The organism is Nocardioides sp. WJ219 (assembly GCF_058559815.1).
On record NZ_JBZUJV010000005.1, the window covers coordinates 44,242 to 70,687 of the forward strand.

Consider the following 26,446-nt stretch of genomic DNA (forward strand, 5'->3'; position numbering starts at 1 on the left):
CACGGTTCAGTCGATGACGAGGTCGCTCTCGGACCAGAAGGCGCGCATCCCGGTGATCAGGCCGTCGTCGTCGAAGGTCATCACCTCGAGCGGCTCCATCCTCGACGTCGCCCCGCCCCCGAGGTCGACGACGATCCGGAAGTGGAACGCCGCCTGCCCCCCGCACGTGCGCAGCGTGACCAGCTCGGTGGTCTTGCTCATCGCCTCGAACGAGGCGTAGAACGCCCGGATCGCCTCGTGCCCGGACAGCACGTCGGACCCGACGGGGTCCTCGACGGTGGCGTCCGCGGCGTACAGGGCGGTGACGTCGGCGGCGGTGCCGGCGGCGACGGTGTCGAGGTAGCGCCGGACGCCCGCTGCGACGTCGTCGTTGCTGAGGGTCATGGGGGTTGTTCTATAACAGGTTCTAGTTTCGTGCCAGCGCGGCGCACAGCGCGACGTTTACCCGGTGGACCGGGGAGGTCTGAACTTCCCAGGCAACGCGTTGCCCGGGAAGTTCAGGTTCTGCCTGGGTGCTGGTGCCGCTGTGCGTCGTGTGACTGGCGGGGCTGAGGCGCTGCGGGTTTTCCCGGTGCACCGGGGAATCCTGCGCCTCGGGGCCGAAACGTCACCCGCGGAGCGACCCGAGCACCCGAGCACCCAGCACACAAGAGCTAGCGACGCACCATGTCCTGCACCGAGAACCGGAAGTACCGCGCCAGGTTGCGGGTGCGGGTGGCGCTGAGGTGGAGGTCGTCGAAGTAGGTCTCGACGGCGCCGATCTTGCCGTGGCACACGGTGGCGGTGCAGTAGCCCGGGGTGGCGTCGATGATGCGGGAGCGGGCGCGGGCCTGGATCTTGGCCTGCTGGCGCTTGACGTAGCCGAGGGTGCTGCGCTCCTCCGGGATGGCGCGCCAGCGCGGGAGGTCGCAGGTGTAGGGCTCCTCGCCGGCGGCGCAGTCGGGACGACGGGCGGGCACGGTGGCGGCCTGGCCGATCAGGTCGACGTCGACGCCCATCGCACCCAGCCGGTCGAAGAGCCGGGGCGTGCCCTCGTGGGCGAGGCGGACCATGTCCTTGGTGTAGTCGTCGTAGCCGGACGGCATCCCGGTCGCTCCCTCCAGGAAGATCGACCGGTAGGCGCGACGGAAGCCGGACCAGTTGGACCCGATGACGACCTTGAAGTCGGCCTTGCGCCGCTTGAGCGTCTTGACCGTCTCGAGCGCCACGTAGTTGCTGCGGCGGCAGGCGCCGCCGCCGTGGGCTCGGGTGATCAGGACGGGCGGGCAGCTGCCGGCGACGAACGAGACGAGGTTGATCCGCTTCTCGCGCACGGCCTCCTTGAGCGCCGGGATGTACATGTAGGCGTGCGAGTCGCCCCACAGCAGGATCGTGGGCCGCTTCGGCCGGTAGGTGTTCAGCGGGCACGGGAACGGGTCGATGCCGCTGCGCGCCGGCCCGAAGCACCCCTTCGGCATGACGGGGGCGTCGACACCCTCGAGGTCGCCGCGGGCGGCGGCCGGCGACGGAGCGGCGAGCAGCGTGGCGGCGAGCAGCACGGCCAGCGCGACCAGCAGCAGGCGCAGCGGACCACGGGCGGGACGGGGAGCACTCATGGTGCGCCTATGGTGACACAGCCCGCAGCCGCTGGAGAGGGATCCGATGCGCGAGGTCCTGCCCACCGAGCACCCCGCGGCGTACGTCGTCCGCGTCGACGGTCACGACCAGTCGCACGTCGACCTCGACGACCCGATGCGGCTCGTCTTCGACTACGTGCGCCGGATGGGCGACGTCGTCGACGCCCTGGCGACCCCGGGGGAGCGGCTCCGGGTCGTCCACGTCGGCGGCGCCGGCCTGACGCTGCCCCGGTACGTCGCCGCGACCCGCCCGGGCTCGGCCCAGGTCGTCCTGGAGCCCGACGAGGAGCTCACCGCGCTGGTCCGCGAGCGGTTGCCGCTGCCCCGGCGCAGCGGCATCAAGGTGCGGCCCCTCGACGGCGTCGCGGGCGTGGCGGGGGTGCGTGACGACCACGCCGACCTCATCGTCGTCGACGCCTACCGCGACGGGGAGGTGCCCGACGAGCTGCTCGGCGACGCGTTCCTGCGCGACGTCGCACGGGTGCTGGCCCCGGACGGGCTGGTGCTGGTCAACCTCGCCGACCGCGCCCCGTTCCGGCGTACCCGCGACGCCGTGGCCCGGCTGCGCGAGGCGGTCGGACGCGTCGTGGTCAGCGCAGAGCCGGCGACGCTGCGCGGCCGACGTCCGGGCAACCTGCTGCTCCTCGGCGGGGCCACGCCCCCCGAGGAGGCGTTGCGGCGCAGCGCGACGACGTCGGCGGCGCCCTATCGGGTGCTCGGCGAGCGCCAGGTCAGCGACACCCTCGGCGGGGGCGCCTGAGCCCGGTCAGGACCGGACGCCGTCGAGCCGGAACAGCAGCCAGATCGAGGCGTCGGCGAGGCGCTGGACGGCGCTCTCGGCGTGGGAGGCGACCGACGAGCGGGGGCCAGGGGCGGTCGGAGCGGGGGTGCTGTCCATCGCGGGCCTCCTCGGCTGGGTCGGGTGCCGCTGATGCTGCCCGGACCCCGCGCCCGCAAACACCGCGTGCAGCCGGGGTTGCCCTAGGCTGGCCCTTCCACATCAGCGACCCGGAGGTCCAGAACCGCCCGATGGACGGCTCTCAAAGTACGACGCCCCGTTCCACCCCGCTCGACCCGCCGCCCGCCCGTCCGGGGTGTGCCGGATGACGGCCTGGTTGCTGCTGGCCCTGGCGCTGGTCCTGATCGTCACGTGCGGCGTCTTCGTCGCGGCCGAGTTCTCGTTCGTCACCGTCGACCGCAGCCAGGTCGACCGGGCCGCCGAGAGCGGTGACGTCGCCGCCGCCGGCGTCCAGGCCGGCCTCAGGTCGCTCTCCACCCAGCTCTCCGGCGCGCAGGTCGGCATCACCGTGACCAACCTCGGCATCGGCTACCTCGCCGAGCCCGCGATCGCCCAGCTGATCCGCAGCCCGCTCGGCGCCGTGGGCGTGCCCGACGGCGCGGTCAGCCCGACGGCGGTCGGGCTCGGCTTCGCCGTGAGCACCCTGCTGACCATGCTCTTCGGCGAGCTGATCCCCAAGAACCTCGCGATCGCCCTGCCGATGGCGACGGCCCGCGCGACCCAGCTGCCGATGCGGATCTTCACCGCCGTGATGCGCGGCCCGATCCGGGTGCTCAACGGGTCGGCCAACGCGATCGTGCGACGGCTCGGGATCGAGCCGCAGGAGGAGCTGCGCTCGGCCCGCAGCTCCACCGAGCTGGCCTCCCTGATCCAGCGGTCGGCCACCGAGGGCACCCTCGACGCCGACACCGCCGAGCTGATGGAGCGCTCGGTCGAGTTCGGCACCCGGACCGCCGGCGAGATCATGACCCCCCGCGTGCGCACCCACGGGCTCGACGCCAACGTGCGGGCGAGCGCGGTCATCGACCTGACCCGGGCCACCGGGCACTCCCGGTTCCCCGTGCTCGGCGACGACGACGTCGTGGTCGGCACCGTCCACGTCAAGAACGCCGTCGCGCTGCCGATGCACGAGCGCGCCACCACCAAGGTCAAGCACCTGATGGCCAAGCCGATCGTGGTGCCCGACTCGCTGCGCCTCGACCCGCTGATGGCGCTGCTGCGCGCCGACGGGTTCCAGATGGCCGTCGTCCTCGACGAGTACGGCGGCCACGCCGGCATCGTCACGCTCGAGGACGTCATCGAGGAGATCGTCGGCGACATCTCCGACGAGCACGACCGCCTCGGCGCCCGCGCCCGGCAGCTGCGTGACGGCAGCTGGTCGGTCTCGGGGCTGCTGCGTCCCGACGAGGTCGAGGACCTCACCGGCGTCGAGCTGCCCGAGAGCGAGGACTACGACACCGTCGCCGGCCTCGTGCTGCAGGTGCTCGGCAAGATCCCGGCCACCGGCGACATCGCCGAGGTCGAGGTGCCCGACCGCACCGACCCCGAGCAGCCCCGCCGGCGCCTCGCCGTCCTCACCGTCGAGCACATGGACGGGCTCCGGGTCGACCGGTTAGCGGTGCGGCTGCACGACGACGAGCCGAGCACCGGCGCGACCGCCGTGGACACCGCCACGACCGAGGGGAAGACGCTGTGAGCGACTACGCCGCCCTCGTCGTGGCCGTCTTCCTGCTCGCGTTCAACGCGTTCTTCGTCGGTGCCGAGTTCGCGCTGATCTCGGCCCGCCGCAGCCAGATCGAGCCGCGTGCCCAGGACGGGTCCCGGATGGCGCGCACCACGCTGCACGCCATGGAGCACGTCTCGGAGATGATGGCCGCCGCCCAGCTCGGCATCACCATCTGCTCGGTCGGCCTCGGCGCCGTGGGCGAGCCGGCGCTGGCCCACCTGATCGAGCCGCTGTTCGAGGACCTCGGCGTCCCGGAGGCCTTCGTGCACCCGGTGGCGTTCGTGCTCGCGCTGACGGTCGTGGTCTTCCTGCACGTCGTCCTCGGCGAGATGGTGCCCAAGAACATCGCGCTCGCCGGGCCCGAGCGGTCCGCGTTGTTCCTGGGTCCGCTCCTGGTCGCCATCGCGACGCCGCTGGGGCCGGTGATCCGGGTCCTCAACGCCACGGCCAACGCCACCCTGCGCCTGCTGCACGTCGAGCCCAAGGACGAGGTGAGCTCGACGTACACCCGCGAGGAGGTCGCCGCGCTCGTGGAGGAGTCGCGCGGCGAGGGCCTCATCGACCCCGGCGAGTACGACCGGCTCGCCGGCGCCCTGGGGTTCACCGAGAAGCTCGTCGACGTCGTCTGCCTGCCCTCGGAGGGACTGACCACCGTGGCGCCGGGATCCACCCCGGCCGACGTGGAGGCCCTGTGCGCCGCCACCGGCTACAGCCGCTTCCCGGTCTCGGCTGCCGACGGCGACCTGCGCGGCTACCTGCACATCAAGGACGTCCTCGAGTCCGACGACGCCCGCCGCGCCCGCCCGATCGAGGACAAGTGGGTCCGGCCGTTCGCGACGGTCTCGCGGCAGACCCCGCTGCACGAGGCGCTCGAGGTGCTCCAGCGCCGCGGGTCGCACATGGCGCGCGTCGTCGACGAGGCCGGCGCGACGCTCGGCGTCGCCACGCTCGAGGACGTCATCGAGGAGCTGGTCGGCGAGATCCGCGACGCCGCCCACCTGGAGGACAGCCCGTCCTGAACGCCGTCCGCCGCTCCCGCTCGTCGGCCCCGACGCCGCCTCGGGCCGGACCGACCGGTCCTGGGGCTAGGGTGCCCACCGTGGCAGGTGAGACGCAGCGACCGGTGGTGGGCGAGCAGCCCCCGCGGGCGCTGGTGTGGACCTGGCCCAACGCCCTGAGCGCGCTGCGGCTGCTCGGCGTACCGCTGTTCCTGTGGCTGGTGCTCGTCCCCGAGGCCGACGCCTGGGCGCTGGCCGTGCTGGTCGTCTCGGGGATCACCGACTTCCTCGACGGCTGGCTGGCCCGCCGGCTCGACCAGCAGTCGGTGGTCGGGCAGATCCTCGACCCGGTCGCCGACCGGCTCTACATCCTGGCCGTGGTCGTCGGCCTCGCGCTGCGCGACATCATCCCGTGGTGGATGGCGGTCTCGCTGCCGCTGCGCGACCTGCTGATGTGGGGCCTGGTGCCGCTGCTGCGCACCCGCGGCTACAGCGCCCTACCGGTGCACTTCCTCGGCAAGGCCGCCACCTTCAACCTGCTCTACGCCTTCCCGCTGCTGCTGCTCGGCGACGGGGACGGCACGGTCGCGACCCTCGCGCAGGTCTTCGGCTGGGCCTTCGCGTTCTGGGGGATCGGGCTGTACTGGTGGGCCGGGGTGCTCTACGCCTGGCAGGTCCGCAAGCTGCTGGCCACCACCGAGCGTCGTCCCAGGCCCGACCGCACCGAGCGGCGCGCTGCCGAGCGTCCGGCCCGTGATGGCTGAGCGACCGCGGCGTCCGGCGCCGCCGCCCGCCAACGACCGGGTCGGCATGCCGCTGCTGGCCCTGATCACCCAGCAGTCGCTCGACGAGGACTACCAGCACGCCGCCGAGCGCCGCGTCGCCGGGAGCAGGCCACCGCCGGCGGGCCGGCCGCTGCTGGTCGCCGCGGTCGTGGTCGCGGTCTTCGGGGTGCTGGTCACCACGGCGTTCCTGCAGACGTCGCGCAACGCCGAGGTCGACTCGGCCAGCCGGGCGACCCTGGTCGACCGCATCGACGCCGCCACCGAGCGCCGGGCGCGGCAGGAGGAGCGCGCGGCAGCGCTCCGGGGTCGCGTGACGGGCCTCGAGCGGTCGGTCACCGACCTTGTCGACGTCGAGCAGACCGCCGCGAACGACGTACGCCGCCTGCAGGTGCGCACCGGGTTCATCGCGGTCCAGGGGGAGGGCGTCCGGGTCACCGTCACCCAGCTGCCCGACGCCGACGACAACCAGCAGGTCAAGGACCGTGACCTCCGGCTGGTCACCAACGGCCTGTGGCGGGCCGGCGCCGAGGCGATCGCCGTCAACGGGCAGCGGATGGCGGCCACCTCGGCGATCCGCACCAGCGGGCTCGCGATCGAGGTCAACTACGTCGGCATCGAGCCGCCGTACGTCATCGAGGCGATCGGCGACAAGCGCACGCTCCCGGCCCGGTTCGCCGAGTCCACCACCGGTCAGGACCTCGCGGCGACGGCGGAGTTCTACGACTTCACCTTCGAGGTGGACACTGTCGACGAGCTGCGCCTGCCCGCGTCGCCGCCCGCACGCAAGGTGCTCCGCTCGGCGCGCGTGCTCGCCGAGGGTGCCGCCACGAACGAGAGGGGGACGTCGTGATCGCCGTGCTGGGACTGCTCGTCGGGGTGACCCTCGGGCTGCTGTTCCGTCCCGACGTGCCGCTGAGCGTCGAGCCCTACCTGCCCATCGCGGTGGTGGCGGCGCTGGACGCCGTCTTCGGTGGGCTGCGTGCCTTCCTCGACGGGATCTTCGACGACAAGGTGTTCGTCGTCTCCTTCCTGAGCAACGTCTTCATCGCCGCCGGCATCGTCTACCTCGGTGACCGGCTCGGCGTGGGCGGTCAGCTCTCCACCGGCGTGATCGTGGTGCTCGGGATCCGGATCTTCTCCAACGTCGCGGCGATCCGCCGCCACCTGTTCCATGCCTGAGCGCGAGCCCGAGCCCGAGCGCGAGCCCGAGCCGGCGCCCGAGCCCGATCCCGTGCCGGACGGCGAGGTCGAGCGCGGGTCCGGGCGCTCCCGGCTGGCCCGGGCGATGGGGCGCCCCTCGCGCAGCCAGGCCATCGTCGCCGTGCTGCTGGCGCTGGTGGGCTTCGCCGGGGTGACCCAGATCCGCTCCACCGAGGAGAGCGCCTACGCCGGCCTGCGCGAGCAGGACCTGATCGACGTCCTCGACGGCCTCGCCGGCACCACCCAGCGCACCCAGGCCGAGATCGACCGTCTCACCCGGCTGCGGGAGGAGCTGAGCTCGGAGTCGACGCGCCGTCGGGCCGCGCTCGAGCGCAGTCGCGACGAGGCCGACAGCCTGAGCGTGCTGGCCGGGCTGGTCCCGGTCACCGGACCCGGGGTGCGGGTGACCATCGAGGAGCTCACCGGAGCGGTCAAGGTCTCGACGTTCCTCGACGTGATCCAGGAGCTCCGCTCGGTCGGGGCCGAGGCGATCCAGGTCAACGGCGAGGTCCGGCTGGTCGCCCAGAGCTCGTTCGAGCAGGGCGACGGCGGCATCCTGGTCGACGACGTGCTGGTGGAGCCGCCGTACGTCATCGACGCGATCGGCGACCCGCCCAACCTGGTCGGCGCCATGGTCTTCGGCTACGGGCCCAAGCGCACCGTGCGCACCGACGGCGGCGAGCTCACGGTCGAGGAGCTGCCCTCGCTGGACATCACCACGGTGCGCGATCCGGTGCAGCCGGAGTTCGCCCAGCCGGACTCCTGACGGCGACCGGTGACGCGCTAGCCTGCGGGAGCCGGACCGGCCACCGTCGACAAGGAGCCCCGTGTACCCCGAGGACCTGAAGTACACCGCCGAGCACGAGTGGGTGCGCACCCCCGGCGAGCACGAGGGCTCGGTGCGCATCGGCATCACCGACTACGCCCAGGACGCCCTGGGCGACATCGTCTACGTCTCCCTGCCCGAGATCGGCGACACCGTCGAGTCCGGCAGCACCTGCGGCGAGCTCGAGTCGACCAAGTCCGTCAGCGACGTCTACGCCCCGGTGGGTGGCGAGGTCGTGGCCCGCAACGAGGCGCTCGACGCCACGCCCGAGCTGGTCAACAACGACCCCTACGGCGGCGGCTGGTTGTTCGAGGTCGTGCCGACCTCGCCGGCCGAGGTCGACGCGCTGCTCACCGCCGCGGCGTACGTCGCGTCCCTCGAGGGCTGACCCGGCCGGGCCTGGAGGCCCGGCACGGCGCCACCGCGCTGCTGGTAGGTTCGGTGAACCGTCAACCTCTACGACGACGTGAGGGTTTGGCTGCTCGAAGGTCGGGTCGATCCGGAGGGACCACGCAATGCCGTTCTGCACCAGCTGTGGCAGGCAGAATCCCGACGACGCCCGGTACTGCGCCCAGTGCGGCACCCGGCTCCTCAGCGCGACGCCCCCGCCGTCCCCGGCCGGCGAACCCTCGGGTGAGTCGACGGCGACGATCCAGATCGGCGTCGGCGGCGTCGACAAGGCCGAGACCTCCGACCGGGCGCTCAACCCGGTCGACGCGGCCGCGGTCGACGCCCTCCCGATCGGGCACGCCCTGCTGGTGGTGCAGAAGGGCCCCGGGTCCGGCAGCCGCTTCCTCCTCGACGCCGACGAGGTGCAGGCCGGTCGCCACCCCGACAGCGAGATCTTCCTCGACGACGTGACCGTCTCGCGCCAGCACGCCGTCTTCCACCGCGAGGGCGACACCTTCACGGTCAGCGACGCCGGCAGCCTCAACGGCACCTACGTCAACCGCGACCGGATCGAGAAGGTCCTGCTCAAGGACAGCGACGAGGTACAGATCGGCAAGTACCGCCTGGTGTTCTTCTCCGGGCACGAGTCCCGCTGAGGGTCGCGGGATGCCGAGCACGGTCCCGCAGGACGAGCCCGTCGACGGCTCGTCCGACGCCACCTCCGACGCCGCCTCCGTCGTCGCGTCGTCGTCCGCCCGGATGAACATCGGGCAGGTGCTCGACCTGCTGCGCCCCGACTTCCCGACGATCTCGATCCCCAAGATCCGGTTCTGGGAGGAGGAGGGCCTGATCCGGCCCGACCGGACGCCGTCGGGCTACCGCAAGTTCTCCGCCGCCGACGTCGACCGGCTGCGCTACGCGCTGACGATGCAGCGCGACCACTACCTGCCGCTCAAGGTGATCGCCGAGCACCTCGACGCCATCGACCGGGGGCTGGAGCCGCCGCCGATCGAGCCGATCGTGCCCGTGGTGCCCCAGGTCGCGCTGTCCGGGGACGGCACGCCGTCGCCCGCGTCCTTCGGCCGCCGCGACCAGCTCCGGCTGTCGCGGCGCGAGCTGGTCAAGATCGCGGGGATCACCGAGGAGCTGCTCGACCAGCTCGAGCAGTTCGGCCTGGTCACCCCCCGCACCGGCACCGGGCTCTACGACACCGACGCCCTCGTGATCGCCCGCACCGCCCGCGAGCTCGGCGAGTTCGGCCTCGAGCCGCGGCACCTGCGCGCCTTCCGCGCCTCCGCCGACCGCGAGGTCGGCCTGGTAGAGCAGGTCGTGGCCCCGCTGCGCGGCGGCCGCGACGCCGGCGCCCGGGCCCGTGCCGACGAGGCCGTCAACGAGATCGCGGCCCTCTCGGTCCGCCTGCACGCGACGCTGGTCAAGGCCGGGCTCAAGCGCGGCTGACGCCGTACGACGGTCCCGCCACCGGGGTGGGCGTGGTCCTCGTGGAACGCGAGTAGGGTTGAGACATGCGCGAGGTGGACGTGATGGGTGTACGGGTGGAGATGCCGTCGAACCAGCCGATCGTGCTGTTGCGAGAGGTGACGGGGGAGCGGTACCTGCCGATCTGGATCGGTGCCGTGGAGGCGACCGCGATCGCCTTCGCCCAGCAGGGCGTGGTGCCGCCGCGGCCGCTGACGCACGACCTTTTCAAGGACGTGCTCGACGCGACCGGCACCTCGCTGACCGAGGTGCAGATCACCGACGTCAAGGACGGCGTGTTCTTCGCCAACCTCGTCTTCGGCTCCGGGGTCGAGGTCAGCGCCCGGCCCTCGGACTCGATCGCGCTGGCGCTACGCACCGGCACCCGGATCGTGTGCGCCGAGGGCGTGCTCGACGAGGCCGGCCTGGCGGTGCCGGCCGAGCAGGAGGACGAGGTCGAGAAGTTCCGCGAGTTCCTCGACCACGTCACGCCCGAGGACTTCGAGGCGGGTCACTGAGACGCCTCCGCGTCGCACCCGGCGTCTCACCCTCAACCTCAGGTTGAGGGTTGCGACACGCCGCCGGGTTCTTTGACCGACCCCCTCCGGCGTCGTACCTTGAAGATCTTCGTTGTAACTCCACCGGTGTCACCACGGCACCTACCCCGGAGTGCACAGGCCCAGGCCGCGAAGTAGACCCCCGGAGGGCCTTGTGAACGAGCAGAAGCCGCACCAGGACGCCGTCGACGGCGTCGCGGTCGCCTCAGCGGAGGAGCAGGGACTGCTCTTCACCGATGACGTCTCCCCGCTGCCCAGCGACCTCGGCTACCGCGGCCCCACGGCGTGCAACGCCGCCGGCATCACCTACCGCCAGCTCGACTACTGGGCCCGCACCGGGCTGATCGAGCCCACGGTGCGCGGCGCCAAGGGGTCCGGCAGCCAGCGGTTGTATTCCTTCCGCGACATCCTCATCCTCAAGGTGATCAAGCGGCTGCTCGACGCTGGCATCTCGCTGCAGCAGATCCGCACCGCCGTCGACCACCTGCGCGAGCGCGGCACCGACGACCTCACCCGGGTGACCCTGATGAGCGACGGGGCCTCGGTCTACGAGTGCACCTCCAACGACGAGGTCATCGACCTCCTCCAGGGCGGCCAGGGCGTCTTCGGCATCGCCATCGGCGGCGTCTGGCGCGAGATCGAGGGCACCCTCGCCGCGCTGCCCAGCGAGCGCGCCTCCGACACCGCCGCCGAGGCCACCGAGCCGTCCGCCAGCGACGAGCTCGCCGCCCGCCGCCAGGCCCGCCAGACCGGCTGACCTCCCGCACCTCCGCCGACCCGTCGTACATGTGCGACGGGTCGGTCTCATTTTTGCGCTGACCCGTCGTACATGTACGACGGGTCAGCGTCGATCTCGCGGTGACCCGTCGCCACGATGCGACGGGTCGGCGTGGTCGGTCTCACCCGCGGGGGTACCGGCGGTGGTCGGTGGGGTCGGCTAGCCTGGACGGGCTGTCGATCCTGCGCGGGAGAGTCTTCACCCGCACCACCGAAGCGCCGAAGGGGCAATTCCTCCCCGGAACCTCTCAGGCACCCGGACCGCGCGGAGCAGGCACCTGTGGAGCCCCACCGTCGGGGTGACAGAGGGGGAGGGCGACCGGCCGACCCCGGAGGAGCCTCCCTTGTCCGACCACCCCAGCCTCAGCGAGCTCGACGCGATCTTGCCCTTCGTCGACCGGCACGTCGGGCTCGGTCCCGACGACGTCGCGACGATGCTGGAGGTGCTCGGCTACGACTCGCTCGACGAGCTGATGGCAGCGGCGGTGCCCGGAGGCATCCGCAGCGCCGAGGCGCTCGACCTGCCGATGCCGCTGACCGAGGAGTCCGCGGCCCGCGAGCTGCGCAAGATCGCGGCGTCCAACCGGCCGGGCGAGCCGATGATCGGGCTCGGCTACCACGGCACCATCACGCCGCCGGTCGTCCGACGCAACGTGCTCGAGGACCCGAGCTGGTACACCGCCTACACGCCGTACCAGCCCGAGATCAGCCAGGGCCGCCTCGAGGCGCTGCTCAACTTCCAGACCGTGGTCGGTGACCTGACCGGGCTGCCCACCGCCAACGCCAGCCTCCTCGACGAGGGCACCGCCGCCGCCGAGGCGATGACGCTGGTACGACGGGCACAGCGCGGGGCCACCGGGCCGTTCGTGGTCGACGCCGACGCCCTGCCGCAGACCATCGAGGTGGTCCGCACCCGCGCCGAGGCGATGGGCATCGCGGTCGTCGTCGCCGACCTCGCCGCGGGTCTGCCGGCCACCGACGAGCCGCCGTGCGGGGTGCTGGTGCAGCACCTCGGTGCGTCCGGCCGGCTGCTCGACCCCCGCCCGGTCATCGACGCCGTCCACGAGGCCGGTGGGCTGGCGGTCGTCGCCGCCGACCTGCTCGCGCTGACCCTGCTGGAGTCGCCGGGCGAGATGGGTGCCGACGTCGTCGTCGGCTCCAGCCAGCGCTTCGGCGTCCCGCTCTTCTACGGCGGCCCGCACGCCGGCTACATGGCGGTCGCGAGCGGTCTCGAGCGCCACCTGCCCGGCCGCCTGGTCGGCGTCAGCGTCGACGCCGAGGGCCGCCCCGCCTACCGCCTCGCCCTGCAGACCCGCGAGCAGCACATCCGCCGCGACAAGGCGACGTCCAACATCTGCACCGCCCAGGTGCTGCTCGCCGTCGTCGCCTCGATGTACGCCGTCTACCACGGTCCCGAGGGCCTGCGGCAGATCGCGACCCGCGCCCACCGCTACGCCGCCGTGCTGGCCCGCGCGCTCGCCGACGGCGGCCTCGCCGTCGCCCACGAGCACTTCTTCGACACCCTCGAGGTCTCCGTGCCGGGCCGCGCCGACCAGGTCGTGGCCTCGGCCCGCGCGCTCGGCATCCAGCTGCGGCTCATCGACACCGACACCGTCGGCCTGTCGACCTCGGAGACCACCACCCGCTCCACCGTCGACGGCGTGCTCAAGGCGTTCGGTCTCAGCGCCGACGTCGACGGCTTCGACCAGGCGGTCGGCGACGCGCTGCCCGACGGCCTGCGCCGGCAGACGCCGTACCTGACCCACGAGGTGTTCTCGAGCCACCACAGCGAGACGGCGATGCTGCGCTACCTGCGCCGGCTCTCGGGCCGTGACTACGCGCTCGACCGCGGCATGATCCCGCTGGGCTCCTGCACGATGAAGCTCAACGCCACCACCGAGATGGAGCCGGTCTCGCTGCCGGGCTTTGCCGACCTCCACCCGTTCGCACCCGCCGAGGACGCCGCCGGCTACCGCCGCCTGGTCGACGAGCTCGAGGGCTGGCTGGCCGAGGTCACCGGCTACGACCGGGTCTCCATCCAGCCCAACGCCGGTTCGCAGGGCGAGCTCGCCGGGCTGCTCGCCATCCGCGGCTACCACCACGCCAACGGCGACCGGCAGCGCGACGTCTGCCTGATCCCCAGCAGCGCCCACGGCACCAACGCCGCCTCCGCGGTGATGGCCGGCATGAAGGTCGTCGTGGTCAAGGCCGCCGACGACGGCGCCGTCGACCTGGCCGACCTGCGCGCGCAGTGCGAGAAGCACGCCGACGACCTGGCCGCGATCATGGTCACCTACCCCTCGACGCACGGCGCCTACGAGGACACCATCACCGAGCTGTGCGAGGTCGTGCACGCCCACGGCGGACAGGTGTACGTCGACGGCGCCAACCTCAACGCGCTGCTCGGCTTCGCCAAGCCCGGTGAGTTCGGCGGCGACGTCAGCCACCTCAACCTGCACAAGACCTTCTGCATCCCGCACGGCGGCGGCGGCCCCGGCGTCGGCCCGGTCGCGGTGCGCGCCCACCTGGCGCCCTACCTGCCCACCCACGGCATGCACCCCGACCCCGAGAAGCGGGTGGGCATCGGCCCGCTGAGCGCGGCGCCGTACGGGTCGGCCGGCATCCTGCCGATCTCGTGGGCCTACATCCGGCTGATGGGCGCTGCGGGCCTTACCCGCGCGACCGCCAGCGCGGTGCTGGCCGCCAACTACGTCGCCAAACGGCTCGGCGAGCACTACCCGGTGCTCTACACCGGGCACGGTGGGTTGGTCGCCCACGAGTGCATCCTCGACGTCCGCGGGCTCACCAAGGCCTCCGGCGTGACCATCGACGACGTCGCCAAGCGGCTGGTCGACTACGGCTTCCACGCCCCGACGATGTCGTTCCCGGTGGCCGGCACGCTGATGGTCGAGCCCACCGAGTCGGAGGACCTGCGCGAGATCGACCGGTTCTGCGACGCGATGATCGCGATCAAGGGCGAGATCGACCGGGTCGCCGCGGGGGAGTGGACGCCGGAGTCGTCGCCGCTTCGCGGCGCGCCGCACACCTCGCGGGCCCTGGTCGGTGAGTGGGACCGCGCCTACTCGCGCGAGCTCGCCGTGTTCCCGACCGGGATCGACCCCGACAAGTACTGGCCGCCGGTGGCCCGCATCGACCAGGCCTACGGCGACCGCAACCTGGTCTGCGCCTGCCCGCCGCCGGAGGCGTTCGCCGAGTGACCCTGGCGGCGCGCCTCACCGTCCTGCAGCGCCGCGGGCGGATCCCGTCGCTGGTCGGCGGGGTGCTGCGCGACGGCGTGCTGGTGGAGTCCGCCGGGGTGCGCGCCGACGCCGGCACGGCGTACCGGATCGGCTCGATCACCAAGACGTTGACGGCCGCGCTGGTGGTGCAGTGCCACGACGACGGGCTGCTGGGGCTCGACGACCCGGTCGGCCGGCACCTGCCGGGCGTCGGCTACGCCGACCTCACCCTGGCCGACCTGCTCGGTCACACCGGCGGCATGCAGAGCGAGCCCGCCGGGCCGTGGTGGGAGCGTTCGACCGGACCGGCCTTCCCTGCGCTCGCCGCGGCCAACGACGGCAGCGGCGCGGTGGCGGGCCCCGGTGAGTGGTTCCACTACTCCAACCTGGGCTACGCGCTGCTCGGCGAGGTGGTCGCCCGCGTGCGTGACGCCTCCTGGTGGGACGTCGCGCAGGAACGGCTGGTGAGGCCGCTCGGCATGACGCGGACGACCTGGGGCCCGGTCGCCCCGCACGCCCAGGGCCACAGCGTGGGGCACTTCTCGGGTCTGCTGACCGAGGAGCCGCACACCGACACCGGCGCGATGGCGCCGGCCGGCCAGCTGTGGAGCACCGCCGGCGACCTGGCGGTGTGGGCGGCGTGCCTCGCCGGCCGCCGGCCCGACGTGCTCACGCCGACGACGCTGGGGGCGATGGCGGCGCCGCGCCTGGACCCGACGTACGGGCTCGGCCTGCAGCTGCTCGACGTCAGCGGACGCCGCCTGGTGGGCCACAGCGGGTCGATGCCGGGATTCCAGGCGTCGCTGTTCGTCGAGCCGGCCACCGGCGACGGCACCGTCGTGCTCGCCGGCAGCACCACCGGGCTGGTGCCCGACCGCGTGCCGACCGCGCTGCTCGACGGTCCCGAGCCCGACGACGTGGAGCCCTGGGTGCCGTCGGCGTCGGTGCCGGCCGCGGTGGAGCCGCTGCTCGGCCTGTGGTTCTGGGGCAACACCGCCACCGAGTGGCGCTGGCAGGACGAGCGGCTGGAGGTCCGCGGGCTGCAGACCGGGTCGCTCGGCTACGCCTTCGAGCCCCGCCCGGACGGCACGCTGGTCGGCGTCAGCGGCTACCACCGCGGCGAGACGCTGCACGTGCACGACACCCACCTCGAGTGTGCGACGTTCGTCTACACCCGGCTGCCCTACGACCCGCGCGCGCCCATCCCGGGCCCGTGAGGCGTCGTTCACCCTGATCGGCTACTACTGGGGGATGCACCACCACGAGATCGAACGCGCCTACGCCCTCGGACCCGACGACGAGCTGCCCGACCTGGCCGGCCTGCCGGGCGTGGCCTCGGTGACCGAGCCGGAGACCGCGACGCTGGTCGCGACCTACCTCGACACCGACGACCTCAGCCTGGTCCGGGCCGGGGTGACCCTGCGGCGGCGTACCGGCGGGCTCGACGCCGGCTGGCACCTCAAGATCCCCGCCGGTCTCGGCCGCGACGAGGTGCACCGCCCGCTGGGCCGCACCGAGCGGCCCCCGGCGGCGCTGGCCCGGCAGGTGCTCGGCTGGACCCGCGGCCGCGCACTGCACCCGGTCGCCGACATCGAGACCCAGCGCACCACCCGGCACCTGCGCGACGAGGCCGGGGAGGTCCTGGCCGAGGTGTGCGACGACCGCGTCACCGGCCGGGGCGTCGATGGCGCCGAGGCGGTGTCGTGGCGGGAGGTCGAGGTCGAGCTCGTGACCGGGGGGCTCGAGCTGCTCGACGACGCCGACGAGCTGCTCGCCGCCGTCGGCATCGTCCCCCGGGCCGAGCAGCGCAAGATCGGGTCGGTGCTGGGCCACCGGCTGCCGGCGCCGCGCCCGGTGCCCGGCCCCGACGACCGAGCCGGCGACGTCCTGCACGCCCGGTTGGCCGAGCAGGTCGCGGCGCTGCTGGCCGCCGACTGCGACGTACGCCGCGGTGTGCCCGACGGCGTCCACCAGCTGCGGGTGGCGTGCCGCCGGCTGCGGGCCGCGCTGGCGACGTACCGCCCGCTCGTCGAGACCACCGTGACCGAGCCGGTGCGCGCCGAGCTGCGCTGGCTGGCGCGGACCCTGGGCGACGGGCGCGACGCCGAGGTCATGCAGGAGCGGCTGCGCGAGCACCTCGCCTCGCTGCCGCGCGAGCAGGTCGTCGGGCCCGTGCGCCGCCGCGTCGACCGCACCTACGCCGACCGCCGCCGCCGGGCCGGCACCCACGCCGCCGACGTGCTGGTCTCGCGCCGCTACCTGCGGCTGCTCGGCCGGCTCGACCGGCTGGTCACGACGCCGCCCTGGACGGCCGAGGCCGACCGCCTCGCCGACGACGTGCTGCGGCGCCGGGTCCGCAAGGACCTGCGCCGGCTGCGCGACCGGGTCGGCACCGCGCGGGAGGTCCGCGCCGCCGAGGGGCCCGGCGCGACGCACGACGAGGCCCTGCACGACGTCCGCAAGTCCGCCAAGCGGCTGCGCTACGCCTGCGAGGCCCTGGAGCCGACCTGGGGCAAGGAGGCCAAGAGCCTGCGCAAGGCCGCCCAGGAGGTCACCCGCGTGCTGGGCGACCGCCAGGACAGCGCGGTGGCCCGCACCGACCTGCGCCGCCTGGCCCGCGCGGCCACCGCGGAGGGCGAGAGCGCCTTCAGCTACGGCGTCCTCCACGCCCGCGACGAGGCGCTCGGCGAGCAGGCCGAGCGGGAGTTCGACGACGTCTGGCGCCGGGTGGACCACAAGAAGCTCCGCGCCTGGCTGCGCTGACCGCCCCCGCCAGGTGCGCACCTCGCCGGGTCTCGACTCGGGCTCGCTGGCGCTCGCCCGGCTCGACCAGCGTGGGTCTCCGACGGTGGTCGAGGAGGCCAGTCAGGTCCGGGACTGGAGCCCGGTGAGGACGCCGTCGCCGGCGGTGACGCGGGTGCCGTCGTGGTCGAAGTGGGCGAGCCAGTAGATCGACCGGCGGGTCGTGGAGATCCTGATGGTCGAGCGGGGGCCGATCGACCGGGTGGCGTCGGGGCGTCCGCTGCTGGCGCTGCCGAAGCTCACCCGGAGCGTCGCGGGGTTGGGGTTGGTGAAGGCCACCCGGCCCCTGGTGCCGCGCACCTTGACCGCCCGGACGTCGCCGAGCCGGCCGACGGTGAGGGTGATCGTGGCGGTCGACGGCTCCTGGTCGCCCTGGCACAGCGCGTAGGTGACCGCGGTGGTGCCCCGGAACCCCGGGGCCACGTCGACGACGACCCGAGACTCCGAGACGTGGGCGTGGACCCGCTGCCGGTCGAAGGACCGGACGCCGCACAGCGACTCGTCGCCGTGGACCGCGTCGAGGGTCGAGCCGTCGTTGTCGAGCGGCGAGAGCGTGTAGGTGCCGCCGGCCAGCACGTCGTAGGCGTCGTCGTTGGCCACCGGGGCCGCGTACGCCGGCGCCGCGGGCACGGCGACCAGGGCAGCGAGGACCCCACCGGCCAGGGCGAGCGTCGAGCGTCGGGACACGCCCGTGAGCCTACGGGCGGCGCACCCTCCGCGCGGCCGAACGCCCCGGCCGGGACCGTCACATCGCCTGCGACACGCTCGACATGTTGAAGTCGGGCACCCGCAGGGCCGGGGTCGCGGTGCGGGAGAAGTAGTCGTCGCCCCACTCGCGGCTGAAGCTCGGGACCGTGGCCGAGGCGTGGGTGAAGCGGCGCAGCAGGTCGATCGGGCTCTCGTTCCAGCGGAAGTTGTTGACCGAGCCCGTGATTTCGCCGTTCTCGACGAGGTAGACCCCGTCGCGGGTCAGCCCGGTGAGCAGCAGCGACTGGGGGTCGACCTCACGGATGTACCACAGGCAGGTCAGCAGCAGCCCGCGCTCGGTGCCGGCGACCAGGTCGTCGATCGACCCGCCACCGCCGTCGACCTCGAGGACCAGGTTGTCGATCGCGGGCGTCACCGGCTGCTGGGTCATCGCGGCGGTGTGGCGGGTCTGCAGGAGCGCGGTGAGCTCGCCGTCGCGGATCCAGTCCGTACGCCGCAGCGGCAGGCCGTTGTCGTAGACCGAGCTGTCGTCGCCCGAGGCGGAGGCGACGTTGAACGGGGCGCACTGGAGGCGGTCGTGGGCCGGGTCGCTGAAGAGGTGGACCCCCGGCGCGGTGATGGTCTCGCCGATCCGGGTGCCCGTGGGCCGCCGGCTGTAGACCGACTGGCCCTCCCAGGCCGTGCGGGCGCCGGCGTACCAGTAGGCGTCGATCATCACGTCGGCCACCGCCGACGGCGGCAGGATCGTGTCGTAGCGGCCGGCCGGGAGGTCGACCCGGCGGCTGCCCCACCCCAGGCGCTGGGCGACCTCGGCCTCGATGGCCAGCGCGTCGACGTCGGTGAAGTCGCGGGTCGCGCCGCCGACCCACGCGCTCTCGGTGAGCGCGGCGTTCTTGCCGGTGCAGCCGTAGTGGCCGGTGGGCTGGACGTGCCGCAGCCGCAGGCCGGTGCTGGAGCCGAGGTAGGTGGTGGTCACCTCGTGGTTGACGAAGCCGTAGAGGATCCGCTCGCCGGCGGTGGCGCGGCCGAACGCCTCGCCGAGCGCCGGCGCGAAGGCGTCGTAGACGTGGATGTCGGTGGGCTCGGGGGCGTCGTCCCAGTCGGCGCTGGCGGGCGCGGCGTCGGAGCCGACCAGCGGGTGGCGGTCCTCGGCGGGCGAGGCGGCGCGAGCGGCGGCGTCGGCGGCGTTGACGAGGTCGGTGACCTGCGCCTGGGTGGTCGCGCTGCCCGTGACCGAGCCGGTGCCCTCGCCGACGAACGAGATCACCGTGACGCTGACGCCGTGCATCACGCCGTTGGTGGTGAGGGTGTTGTTGGCCCAGCGCAGGTTGGCGCTGGTGTGGTCGCGCACGATGACGACGCAGTCGTCGGCGGTCGAGGTGGCGAGCGCCTGCTCGACCAGGGACTGCGGGGTGGCGGGCGACCCGGCTGCCGGCTGGGTGTTGGGGGAGAAGTTCACTGTCCGCCCTCCTCGAGGGTGTTGAGGATCCGGACGCCGCGGAACAGCGACGTCGGGCAGCCGTGGCTGACCGCCGCGACCTGCCCGGGCTGGGCCTTGCCGCAGTTGAAGGCGCCGCCGAGCACCCAGGTGTCGCGTCCGCCGACGGCGTCGAGCGAGTTCCAGAACTCGGTGGTCGTCGCCTGGTACGCCGCGTCGCGGACCTGGCCGACGAGCTCGCCGTCGGCGATCTTGTAGAAGCGCTGGCCGGTGAACTGGAAGTTGAAGCGCTGCATGTCGATCGACCAGGACTTGTCACCGACGACGTACAGGCCCCGCTCGACGCGGCTGATCAGGTCCTCGGTGGACGGGCCGTCGGACGACGGGTCGGGCTGGAGCGAGACGTTGGCCATCCGCTGGATCGGGATGTGGCCGGGGGAGTCGGCGTAGGCGCAGCCGTTGGAGCGCCCGCCGTTGAGCTCGGGCAGCAGCACGCCCATCGGCCGGTCGAGCTGGTAGCCGACCAGCACCCCGTCCCGGATGATGTCCCACGCCTGGGTCTGCACGCCCTCGTCGTCGTAGCCGACGGTGGCCAGGCCGTGCTCGACGGTGCGGTCGCCGGTGACGTTCATGAGGCCGCTGCCGTACTGCAGGGTGCCGAGCATGTCGGTGGTGGCGAACGACGTGCCGGCGTAGTTGGCCTCGTAGCCCAGGGCCCGGTCGAGCTCGGTGGCGTGGCCGATCGACTCGTGGATGGTGAGCCACAGGTTGCTGGGGTGGATGACCAGGTCGTAGGTGCCGGCCTCGACGCTCGGCGCCTTGAGCTTCTCGGCGAGCAGCTCGGGCACCTCGTCGATCTCGGCGTCCCAGTCCCAGGCGCCCTGCGCGGCGGTGCCGGTGACGTACTCCCAGCCGCGCCCGACGGGCGGCGCGATGCTGGCCATCGAGTCGAACGTGTCGGCGCCCGCGCCCATCGCCTCGAAGCCGGGCTGCATCCGCACCCGCTGCTGGGTGGTGCGGGTGCCGGCGAGGTCGGCGTAGTACTTGTTCTCCTGCACCTGCTGGACGTACGCCGTCGCGTGGTCGACCGCCGCGCCCGTGCGCAGCCGCTCGGTCCAGTCGACGAGCACCGCGACCTTCTCCGCCGTCGGCACGTCGAGCGGGTTGGTCTCGTAGGCGCTGACCCAGGTGACGTCGTCGTAGACCGGCTCGTCGGCGATCTCGACGGGCCGGCTGGTCATGCCGGCGGCGACCGTGGCGACCGCGACCGCGGTCTCGGCCACCCGCACCGCCTCGTCGGCGGTCAGGACCACGCCGGAGGCGAACCCCCAGGAGCCGCGGTGGATCACCCGGACCGCGAAGCCGAGGTCCTCGGCGTCGCTGGCGCCCTGGAGCGCGCCGTCCTTGACCCGCAGGCTCTGGTAGCGGACCCGCTCGAACCGGAACTCGGCGTGGGTGACGCCGAGCTCGCGGGCGCGGGTGAGGGCGGCGTCGCCGAGGGACCGGTGCGGCAGGTCGGCGAACGTGGGGTCGAGACCACTCATGGTCGTGAACCTATCGGTCCCCCGTAGGGTGCGCGCCATGGGAAATCCGGGGCCGGCGTGGCTGGGGATCGGGGCGCAGCGCAGCGGCACCACGTGGTTGACCGACCTGCTGACCCAGCACCCGCAGGTCGGGCTCGGCACCAACGGCAAGAAGGAGCAGCACCTGCTGCACAAGGTCGGCGACGGTCGCGCGCCGGCGTCGGCGTACCTCGAGCTGTTCCCCGACGACGACGGCGTGCGCCGCGGCGACTGGACGCCGCAGTACCTGCGCCACTCCTCGACCCCCGGCGTGGTGGCGCGGCTGCTGCCCGAGGTACCGGTGCTGGTCGTGCTGCGCGACCCGGTCGAGCGCTTCCGCTCGGCGATGCGGCTCGCCGCGACCCGGGAGCAGGCGGGTCAGCAGCCCCCGTGGCCCTACCCCGTGCCGATCACCGTGCAGACCTGGACCGGCATGTACGCCGACCAGCTCGCGATGTGGGCCGCGGCGGTCGGCCGCGACCGGATGCACGTCCTGGTCTTCGAGCAGGCCCGCACCGACCCGCAGGGCACCCTCGACCGGCTCTGGCGCCTCCTCGACCTCGACCCGGTGCCGCTGTCCGGCGTCGACGAGGCCTCCGGCTCCTCCTCCCGCGCCGACTGGGACTGGACCCCCGGCCTGCGCGAGTCCCTCCAGGCCCTCTACCGCCCCCAGCTCACCCGCCTCACCGACGACTGGGGCCTCGACCTCTCATCCTGGACCTCCCTGCTCTGAGGTTCGCTGACCCGTCGCATCGTGGCGACGGGTCACGCCCGATCTCGCGGTGACCCGTCGCATCGTTGCGACGGGTCACCCTCGTGGGCGTGGGGTGGGGTGCTCGGGCCTGCCTAGCGTCGGAGGCATGGCTACCAAGAAGGTTGCGTTCCTGACCGCCAACGAGGGCATCGAGAAGGCTGAGCTGGTCGACCCGTGGGCGGCGCTCGCGGATGCCGGGTACGAGCCGGTGCTGCTGGCGCCGGAGGACGGCGAGGCGCAGCTGTTCGAGCACCTCGACCACGCCGGGTCGCAGCAGGTGGACGGCGTCGTGTCGGGTGCCGACGTCGCCGACTACGCCGCCCTGGTGCTGCCGGGCGGGGTCGCCAACCCCGACGCGCTGCGGATGGACGAGGACGCCGTGTCGTTCGTCAGGCAGTTCGTCGAGTCCGGGAAGCCCGTCGCGGCGATCTGCCACGCTGCGTGGACGCTCGTCGAGGCCGACGTGGTGCGGGGGCGGACCGTGGCGTCGTGGCCGAGCCTGCAGACCGACATCCGCAACGCCGGCGGGGAGTGGAAGGACGAGGAGGTCGTCGTCGACGGCAACCTGATCTCGAGCCGCAACCCCGACGACCTCCCGGCGTTCAACGAGGCGCTGCTCTCGGCGTTGGGCTCAGCCTCGTAGGGAGACCGTCGACCCGCGACGCGACTTCGCGACCACCAGCTGGGTCGGGATGCGGTCGCGCATCTCGGCCACATGGCTGACGACACCGACCACGCGGCCGCCGTCGCGCAGCTCGTCGAGAGTGTCCATGACGTCGTCGAGGGTGTCGGCGTCGAGCGAGCCGAAGCCCTCGTCGACGAACAGGGTGTCGAGCGTCGCGCCGCCGGCCTCGTGGGCGATGACGTCGGCGAGGCCGAGGGCCAGGGCCAGGGAGACCACGAAGGTCTCGCCGCCGGAGAGGGTGGCGGGGTCGCGGGTCTCGCCGGACCAGTCGTCGCGCACCAGCAGGCTCAGCCCGCCGCGGGTCTCGCCGGCGCCGCGGCGTCCGGTGTGCTCGAGGGAGTAGCGCTGGTCGCTCATCCGGGCCAGCCGCTCGTTGGCGGCCGCGACCACCTGGCTGAGCCGGTAGGCCAGCACGTAGGCCGAGAGCCGCATCCGCAGCGCGTTGTCGGGCGACCGGCCGTCGACGAAGGACGACAGCCGGGTCGCCAGGTCGAGGTCGGCGCGCACCGGCGCCCACGCGGCCAGCACGTCGTCGAGCTCGGCCAGGAGGCCCGTGAGCCGGTCGGCGCGACCGCGGTGGAGCGCGGCGTCGGCCGAGGCGGTGCGCAACCGGTCGAGCGCCTCGGCGTGCGCGGCGGACAGGGCCGCGACGTCGGGCACGTGGGTCGCGGCGTCGGGACCGGGATCGAGGGTGCTCACCAGGTCGTCGAGCGCGGCCAGGCGCCGCTCGTGCCGGGCGACGCTGTCGACGAGGGCGCTCAGCGTCGCGGGGTCGAGCGCCGCGGCCAGCGCCGCCTCGACGTCGCCGAAACCGGCCTCGACCGCGGCGGCGTGGGCAGCCCTGGCGGCCTCGTCGCTGCGGATCGCGGCCTCCTGGGCCTCCGCGGCCGCTGCCTCGGCCGCGCGGCAGCGGGTGGCGGTGTGCTGGTGGTGGTCGTGGACGCGCTCGAGGTCGCCGACGTCGGCGCCGTCGAGGGCCGCGGCCAGCTCGGCAGTCAGGTCGCCGGCCTCGGCGGCGAGGGCGGCGCGGGCGCTGTCGGCCCGGGCCTCCTCGGCCAGCAGCGACTCGGCCCGGGCGCCGAGGTCGTCGAGCGCGCGCCGGTCGGCGTCGTGGCGGGTCTGCAGGTCGGGCAGCCGACCGACGGCACGCATCGACGCGGCCAGCGACTCCTGGTGGACGGCGAGCCGGGCGGCCAGGTCGGCGCTGGCGCCCTCCCCGGCGCGGGCGGTGGCGGCGGCGAGCGACTGCTCGAGCTCGCGCACCCGCTGGTCGTGCGCGTGCTCGACGACGGCGGCGTCGTCGACGGCGGCGCGCACCCGTCGCTCGGCCGCCGCGTCGGGTGCGCCCGGGGCCGGGCTCGCCTTGCCGGGGTGGTCGCAGGACCCGCACACCGGGCAGCAACCGCCGACCGCGAGGGCCCCGGCCAGCTCGGCGGCCATGCCCTCGATGCGGGCGAGCTGCACCTCGACGAGCTGGTCCTTGAGCTGGAGCGTCAGCTCGCGGGTCTGCAGCCACTCCTGTCGGGCCGCCAGCAGGACGGGTCGCAGCGCGTCGGCCTGCCGGCAGGCGTCGAGACGGTGTCGCGCGTCCTGCGCCGCGGCGGTGAGCGCCTCGACCTGCGCCGCCTGCTCCTGGACGGCGAGCAGCTCGGCGTGGAGCTCGGCGAGCCGTCCGGGGCGGACCGCGCGCTCGTGCTGGACGTGCGCGAGGTCGGCGGCGAGGCGGTCACGCTGACGGTCGAGGTGGTGCAGCCGGTCGTCGAGCTCGGCCAGCCGCCGGGCCCGCGGCCGGAGTGCGGTGACGGCGGCGGCCGCCGCGAGGGCCTCCTCGGCCCGGCGCGGCAGCTCGGCGGGGGTGACCTCGTGACCGAGGTGGGTGGCCGCCGTGCGGAGCGCGACCGTGGCCCGGTCGGTCGCCGCCGCGGCACGGCTCGCGGCCGCGACCGCCTGGCGCTGCCAGGGCACCACCTCGGCGGCACGCCGGGCGGCGTCGACGCGGCCCAGGTCGTCGGCGTGCTCGGTCGCCCGGGCGTGCAGGGCGGCCTGCTCGTCGCGGGCGGCCGCCAGGCGCTGCAGCCGCTCGGCGCTCGCCCTGGCCGACTCGAGCGCCAGCCGTCGGTCGACCTCGTCGCCGGTGGCCACGGCGGCCTGCCGGTGCGCCGTGGCGGCCTCGTCGGCGGCGGTGGAGCGGGACGCGTCGAGCCAGGCGCGCAGCGAGCCGTCGTCGGCGGTGGCTGCGAGGTCGTGGAGGTCGAGGGTGTCGGGCAGCGCGGTGGCCGCGGCCTCGACGGCGCGGCTGACCACGGCCGCCACCCGCTCGTGGTGGCGGGCGTCGTCGCGCGCGCGGTCGCGCCGGTGGTCGGCGAGCCACCGCTCGGCGGCCTCGAACCGGCCGGTGCGGAACAGCTGCTGCAGGAGCCGGTGCCGCTCGTCGGACCGGGCGCGCAGGAACGCCTGGAACCGGCCCTGGGGGAGCATCGCGACCTGGGTGAACTGGGTGAGGGTGAGCCCGGTGACCCGGGCGACGAGGTCGCCGGCCTCGTCGAGCCGACTCGACAGCGGCTGCCAGGCGCCGTCGACCTGCTCGGAGACGGTCACCTTGGCCGGCTCGGTGGTGGTGCCGCTGCCGCGCTTCTTGGGCCGCTCCCACGCGGGCGAGCGGACCAGGCGGAACCGGCGGCCGCCGAGGGTCGCCTCGAGCTCGACCCGGGGCGCCAGACCGGGCGCGGCCTGGTCGCACCGCAGCCGCTTGGCCGCGCTGCGGTCGCCCGGGACGTCGCCGTAGAGGGCGAAGCAGACGGCGTCGAGCACGCTGGTCTTGCCGGCGCCGGTGGCCCCGGAGAGCAGGAACAGGCCGGCGTCGGAGAGCTGGTCGAAGTCGACGCTCACCGTGGCGGCGAACGGGCCGAACGCCTGGGCCTCGAGCCGGTGCAGCCTCACGCGTCGACCTCGCGCAGGAGGGTGTCGGCCTCGGGGTCGTCGCAGCAGGCGTCGATGGCGCGGTCGAGCAGCGCGACCTCGGCCGCCGTCGGCGGCGCCCCGCGCAGCTGGACCATGAACTCGCGGGCGACGTCGTGGTCGCGCCGGGCGTGGGACGACGCCGCCGGCGCCGCGCCGACCGTCGGGCGGGCGCCGGCGAAGGCCAGCACCAGGGTGTGCGGGAACCGGCGGCGCAGCCGCTCCATCGCCTGCAGCGGACGGCCGGCATCGGTGAGGGTGGCCTCGACCCAGCAGCCCTCGGCCCAGTCGTGCGCGGGGTCGGCGAGCAGCTCGTCGACGGTGCCGGTGAGGCGCGCCAGCGGCCGCGGCACCGGGGCCTCGACCCACTCGGCGCGGACGCCGCCGACCGCGTCGAGGTCGACCAGCCAGGACCCCTTGCGGTGACCGGCCTCGGAGAAGGAGTAGGCCAGCGGCGAGCCGCTGTAGCGGACGTGGTCGGCGAGCACGTGCGGGCCGTGGAGGTGGCCGAGCGCGACGTAGTCGACGCCGTCGAAGACCGAGGTCGGCACCCGGGCGACCCCGCCGACGCTGATGTCGCGCTCGGAGTCGGACGGCGCCGCGCCGGCCACGAACGCGTGGGCGAGCACCACCGACCGGGTGCCCGGACGGGCGGCGACGTCGCGGCGGACGCGGGTCATCGCCTCGCTGAGCGCCGCCTGGTGGGAGCGCTGGGGGAGCGACCACGGCTCGGCGACCGCGTGCGGGTCGAGGTAGGGGATGCCGTGCACCGCCACCGCACCGTGCTCGTCGCCGAGGAGCACCGGCGTGCCGACCGCGCCCACGTCGGTGCGGAGGTGGACGCCGGCGGCGTCGATGAGGCGGGAGGAGAACCCCAGCCGCTGGGCGGAGTCGTGGTTGCCGCTGGTGAGGACCACCGACGCCCGGGACCGTGCCAGGCGCACCAGCGTCTCGTCGGCGAGGCGGACGGCGTCGACCGGCGGCAGCGCGCGGTCGTAGACGTCGCCGGCCACCACGACGAGGTCGACCCGCTCGGACTCGACCACCGACAGCAGGTGGTCGACGTAGGCCGCCTGGTGGGTGAGCATCCCCTCACGGTGGAACGACCGGCCCAGGTGCCAGTCGGAGGTGTGCAGGATGCGCATGTCGA

25 protein-coding genes and 1 riboswitch are annotated in these 26,446 nt (G+C 73.9%); of the genes, 17 read left to right on the plus strand and 8 right to left on the minus strand.

The features are described from left to right. Positions 1-6 precede the first annotated feature (6 nt). Positions 7-384, minus strand: coding sequence for a nuclear transport factor 2 family protein (locus tag AC4MBH_RS13190; RefSeq protein ID WP_491795345.1), 378 nt, complete (start codon positions 382-384; stop codon positions 7-9). A gap of 269 nt (positions 385-653) precedes the next feature. After that, positions 654-1,595 carry an SGNH hydrolase domain-containing protein gene (locus AC4MBH_RS13195; protein ID WP_491795346.1) on the minus strand — a complete coding sequence of 314 codons (942 nt, stop codon included), beginning with the start codon at positions 1,593-1,595 and terminating at the stop codon, positions 654-656. A gap of 46 nt (positions 1,596-1,641) precedes the next feature. Here AC4MBH_RS13195 and AC4MBH_RS13200 point away from each other — a divergent pair, with 46 nt between their 5' ends. Next, entirely contained in the window at positions 1,642-2,376 is a 735-nt protein-coding gene (locus AC4MBH_RS13200) for a spermidine synthase (RefSeq protein WP_491795347.1), read from the plus strand. A 6-nt stretch (positions 2,377-2,382) separates the two neighbouring features. Here AC4MBH_RS13200 and AC4MBH_RS13205 read toward each other — a convergent pair whose 3' ends face one another. Further along, entirely contained in the window at positions 2,383-2,514 is a 132-nt protein-coding gene (locus tag AC4MBH_RS13205; protein ID WP_491795348.1) for a hypothetical protein, read from the minus strand. A 205-nt stretch (positions 2,515-2,719) separates the two neighbouring features. Between AC4MBH_RS13205 and AC4MBH_RS13210 the strand changes: the two genes are divergently transcribed. The 14 genes from AC4MBH_RS13210 to AC4MBH_RS13275 all read left to right on the plus strand — a co-directional run bounded on the left by AC4MBH_RS13210 (position 2,720) and on the right by AC4MBH_RS13275 (position 17,152). Beyond that, complete coding sequence (locus AC4MBH_RS13210) at positions 2,720-4,111, plus strand: hemolysin family protein (RefSeq protein WP_491795349.1); 1,392 nt, start codon at positions 2,720-2,722, stop codon at positions 4,109-4,111. Next, positions 4,108-5,160, plus strand: a complete 1,053-nt coding sequence (locus AC4MBH_RS13215; protein WP_491795350.1) for a hemolysin family protein — start codon at positions 4,108-4,110, stop codon at positions 5,158-5,160. Before AC4MBH_RS13210 ends, AC4MBH_RS13215 begins: the two co-directional genes overlap by 4 nt. 80 nt (positions 5,161-5,240) lie before the next feature. Then, positions 5,241-5,903, plus strand: coding sequence for a cardiolipin synthase ClsA (gene clsA, locus AC4MBH_RS13220; RefSeq protein ID WP_491795351.1), 663 nt, complete (start codon positions 5,241-5,243; stop codon positions 5,901-5,903). Further along, a complete protein-coding gene (locus AC4MBH_RS13225; RefSeq protein WP_491795352.1) occupies positions 5,896-6,774 on the plus strand; it encodes a DUF881 domain-containing protein in 879 nt (292 codons plus the stop codon). Before clsA ends, AC4MBH_RS13225 begins: the two co-directional genes overlap by 8 nt. Next, on the plus strand, positions 6,771-7,103 hold the full coding sequence (locus tag AC4MBH_RS13230) for a small basic family protein (RefSeq protein WP_491795353.1): 333 nt from the start codon (positions 6,771-6,773) through the stop codon (positions 7,101-7,103). The genes AC4MBH_RS13225 and AC4MBH_RS13230 overlap by 4 nt, the downstream gene beginning before the upstream one ends. Next, the gene (locus AC4MBH_RS13235) at positions 7,096-7,890 is read left to right on the plus strand and encodes a DUF881 domain-containing protein (protein ID WP_491795354.1); all 795 of its coding nucleotides are present in this window, start codon (positions 7,096-7,098) and stop codon (positions 7,888-7,890) included. The genes AC4MBH_RS13230 and AC4MBH_RS13235 overlap by 8 nt, the downstream gene beginning before the upstream one ends. Positions 7,891-7,951: 61 nt before the next feature. Further along, positions 7,952-8,338: a glycine cleavage system protein GcvH gene (gene gcvH, locus AC4MBH_RS13240; protein WP_491795355.1), complete on the plus strand. Its 387-nt coding sequence runs from the start codon at positions 7,952-7,954 to the stop codon at positions 8,336-8,338. Between the two features lie 127 nt (positions 8,339-8,465). Further along, a complete protein-coding gene (locus AC4MBH_RS13245) occupies positions 8,466-8,996 on the plus strand; it encodes an FHA domain-containing protein (protein WP_491795356.1) in 531 nt (176 codons plus the stop codon). 103 nt (positions 8,997-9,099) lie between these two features. Further along, on the plus strand, positions 9,100-9,798 hold the full coding sequence (gene ftsR / locus AC4MBH_RS13250) for a transcriptional regulator FtsR (RefSeq protein WP_491795679.1): 699 nt from the start codon (positions 9,100-9,102) through the stop codon (positions 9,796-9,798). Between the two features lie 65 nt (positions 9,799-9,863). Then, complete coding sequence (locus tag AC4MBH_RS13255; protein ID WP_491795357.1) at positions 9,864-10,334, plus strand: bifunctional nuclease family protein; 471 nt, start codon at positions 9,864-9,866, stop codon at positions 10,332-10,334. 193 nt (positions 10,335-10,527) lie between these two features. Then, positions 10,528-11,130 carry a MerR family transcriptional regulator gene (locus AC4MBH_RS13260; protein WP_491795358.1) on the plus strand — a complete coding sequence of 201 codons (603 nt, stop codon included), beginning with the start codon at positions 10,528-10,530 and terminating at the stop codon, positions 11,128-11,130. 198 nt (positions 11,131-11,328) lie between these two features. After that, positions 11,329-11,424, plus strand: a riboswitch (glycine riboswitch). A 70-nt stretch (positions 11,425-11,494) separates the two neighbouring features. Beyond that, positions 11,495-14,368, plus strand: coding sequence for an aminomethyl-transferring glycine dehydrogenase (gene gcvP / locus AC4MBH_RS13265; protein WP_491795359.1), 2,874 nt, complete (start codon positions 11,495-11,497; stop codon positions 14,366-14,368). Then, on the plus strand, positions 14,365-15,606 hold the full coding sequence (locus AC4MBH_RS13270) for a serine hydrolase domain-containing protein (RefSeq protein ID WP_491795360.1): 1,242 nt from the start codon (positions 14,365-14,367) through the stop codon (positions 15,604-15,606). The genes gcvP and AC4MBH_RS13270 overlap by 4 nt, the downstream gene beginning before the upstream one ends. A gap of 34 nt (positions 15,607-15,640) precedes the next feature. After that, positions 15,641-17,152, plus strand: a complete 1,512-nt coding sequence (locus tag AC4MBH_RS13275; protein WP_491795361.1) for a CYTH and CHAD domain-containing protein — start codon at positions 15,641-15,643, stop codon at positions 17,150-17,152. 102 nt (positions 17,153-17,254) lie between these two features. Here the strand turns inward: AC4MBH_RS13275 and AC4MBH_RS13280 are convergent, their stop codons facing one another. Genes AC4MBH_RS13280 through AC4MBH_RS13290 form a run of 3 tightly spaced genes read right to left on the minus strand, consistent with a single transcriptional unit; the run spans position 17,255 to position 20,881 of the window. Then, the gene (locus AC4MBH_RS13280) at positions 17,255-17,878 is read right to left on the minus strand and encodes an Ig-like domain-containing protein (protein WP_491795362.1); all 624 of its coding nucleotides are present in this window, start codon (positions 17,876-17,878) and stop codon (positions 17,255-17,257) included. 58 nt (positions 17,879-17,936) lie between these two features. Next, a complete protein-coding gene (locus AC4MBH_RS13285; RefSeq protein WP_491795363.1) occupies positions 17,937-19,358 on the minus strand; it encodes a metallopeptidase TldD-related protein in 1,422 nt (473 codons plus the stop codon). Beyond that, the gene (locus AC4MBH_RS13290; protein ID WP_491795364.1) at positions 19,355-20,881 is read right to left on the minus strand and encodes a TldD/PmbA family protein; all 1,527 of its coding nucleotides are present in this window, start codon (positions 20,879-20,881) and stop codon (positions 19,355-19,357) included. The genes AC4MBH_RS13285 and AC4MBH_RS13290 overlap by 4 nt, the downstream gene beginning before the upstream one ends. A 37-nt stretch (positions 20,882-20,918) precedes the next feature. Here AC4MBH_RS13290 and AC4MBH_RS13295 point away from each other — a divergent pair, with 37 nt between their 5' ends. Both AC4MBH_RS13295 and AC4MBH_RS13300 read left to right on the plus strand, forming a co-directional pair. Then, on the plus strand, positions 20,919-21,632 hold the full coding sequence (locus AC4MBH_RS13295) for a sulfotransferase family protein (RefSeq protein ID WP_491795365.1): 714 nt from the start codon (positions 20,919-20,921) through the stop codon (positions 21,630-21,632). A gap of 127 nt (positions 21,633-21,759) precedes the next feature. After that, complete coding sequence (locus AC4MBH_RS13300) at positions 21,760-22,296, plus strand: type 1 glutamine amidotransferase domain-containing protein (RefSeq protein WP_491795366.1); 537 nt, start codon at positions 21,760-21,762, stop codon at positions 22,294-22,296. Here AC4MBH_RS13300 and AC4MBH_RS13305 read toward each other — a convergent pair. Together AC4MBH_RS13305 and AC4MBH_RS13310 are read right to left on the minus strand one after the other, a co-directional pair. After that, complete coding sequence (locus AC4MBH_RS13305) at positions 22,285-25,278, minus strand: AAA family ATPase (RefSeq protein WP_491795367.1); 2,994 nt, start codon at positions 25,276-25,278, stop codon at positions 22,285-22,287. The genes AC4MBH_RS13300 and AC4MBH_RS13305 overlap by 12 nt on opposite strands. Next, positions 25,275-26,441, minus strand: a complete 1,167-nt coding sequence (locus AC4MBH_RS13310) for an exonuclease SbcCD subunit D (RefSeq protein ID WP_491795368.1) — start codon at positions 26,439-26,441, stop codon at positions 25,275-25,277. Before AC4MBH_RS13310 ends, AC4MBH_RS13305 begins: the two co-directional genes overlap by 4 nt. Between the last annotated feature and the right edge of the window lie 5 nt (positions 26,442-26,446).

Bases quoted from the DNA above. Each gene is read 5' to 3' on its own strand.
- AC4MBH_RS13195 (WP_491795346.1), bottom strand. From the start codon at position 1,595: ATGAGTGCTCCCCGTCCCGCCCGTGGTCCGCTGCGCCTGCTGCTGGTC.
- AC4MBH_RS13225 (WP_491795352.1), top strand. From the start codon at position 5,896: ATGGCTGAGCGACCGCGGCGTCCGGCGCCGCCGCCCGCCAACGACCGG.
- ftsR (WP_491795679.1), top strand. From the start codon at position 9,100: ATGAACATCGGGCAGGTGCTCGACCTGCTGCGCCCCGACTTCCCGACG.
- AC4MBH_RS13290 (WP_491795364.1), bottom strand. From the start codon at position 20,881: ATGAGTGGTCTCGACCCCACGTTCGCCGACCTGCCGCACCGGTCCCTC.
- AC4MBH_RS13190 (WP_491795345.1), bottom strand. From the start codon at position 384: ATGACCCTCAGCAACGACGACGTCGCAGCGGGCGTCCGGCGCTACCTC.
- AC4MBH_RS13295 (WP_491795365.1), top strand. From the start codon at position 20,919: ATGGGAAATCCGGGGCCGGCGTGGCTGGGGATCGGGGCGCAGCGCAGC.
- AC4MBH_RS13310 (WP_491795368.1), bottom strand. From the start codon at position 26,441: ATGCGCATCCTGCACACCTCCGACTGGCACCTGGGCCGGTCGTTCCAC.
- AC4MBH_RS13205 (WP_491795348.1), bottom strand. From the start codon at position 2,514: ATGGACAGCACCCCCGCTCCGACCGCCCCTGGCCCCCGCTCGTCGGTC.
- AC4MBH_RS13210 (WP_491795349.1), top strand. From the start codon at position 2,720: ATGACGGCCTGGTTGCTGCTGGCCCTGGCGCTGGTCCTGATCGTCACG.
- AC4MBH_RS13235 (WP_491795354.1), top strand. From the start codon at position 7,096: ATGCCTGAGCGCGAGCCCGAGCCCGAGCGCGAGCCCGAGCCGGCGCCC.
- AC4MBH_RS13245 (WP_491795356.1), top strand. From the start codon at position 8,466: ATGCCGTTCTGCACCAGCTGTGGCAGGCAGAATCCCGACGACGCCCGG.
- AC4MBH_RS13275 (WP_491795361.1), top strand. From the start codon at position 15,641: ATGCACCACCACGAGATCGAACGCGCCTACGCCCTCGGACCCGACGAC.
- AC4MBH_RS13255 (WP_491795357.1), top strand. From the start codon at position 9,864: ATGCGCGAGGTGGACGTGATGGGTGTACGGGTGGAGATGCCGTCGAAC.
- AC4MBH_RS13300 (WP_491795366.1), top strand. From the start codon at position 21,760: ATGGCTACCAAGAAGGTTGCGTTCCTGACCGCCAACGAGGGCATCGAG.
- AC4MBH_RS13200 (WP_491795347.1), top strand. From the start codon at position 1,642: ATGCGCGAGGTCCTGCCCACCGAGCACCCCGCGGCGTACGTCGTCCGC.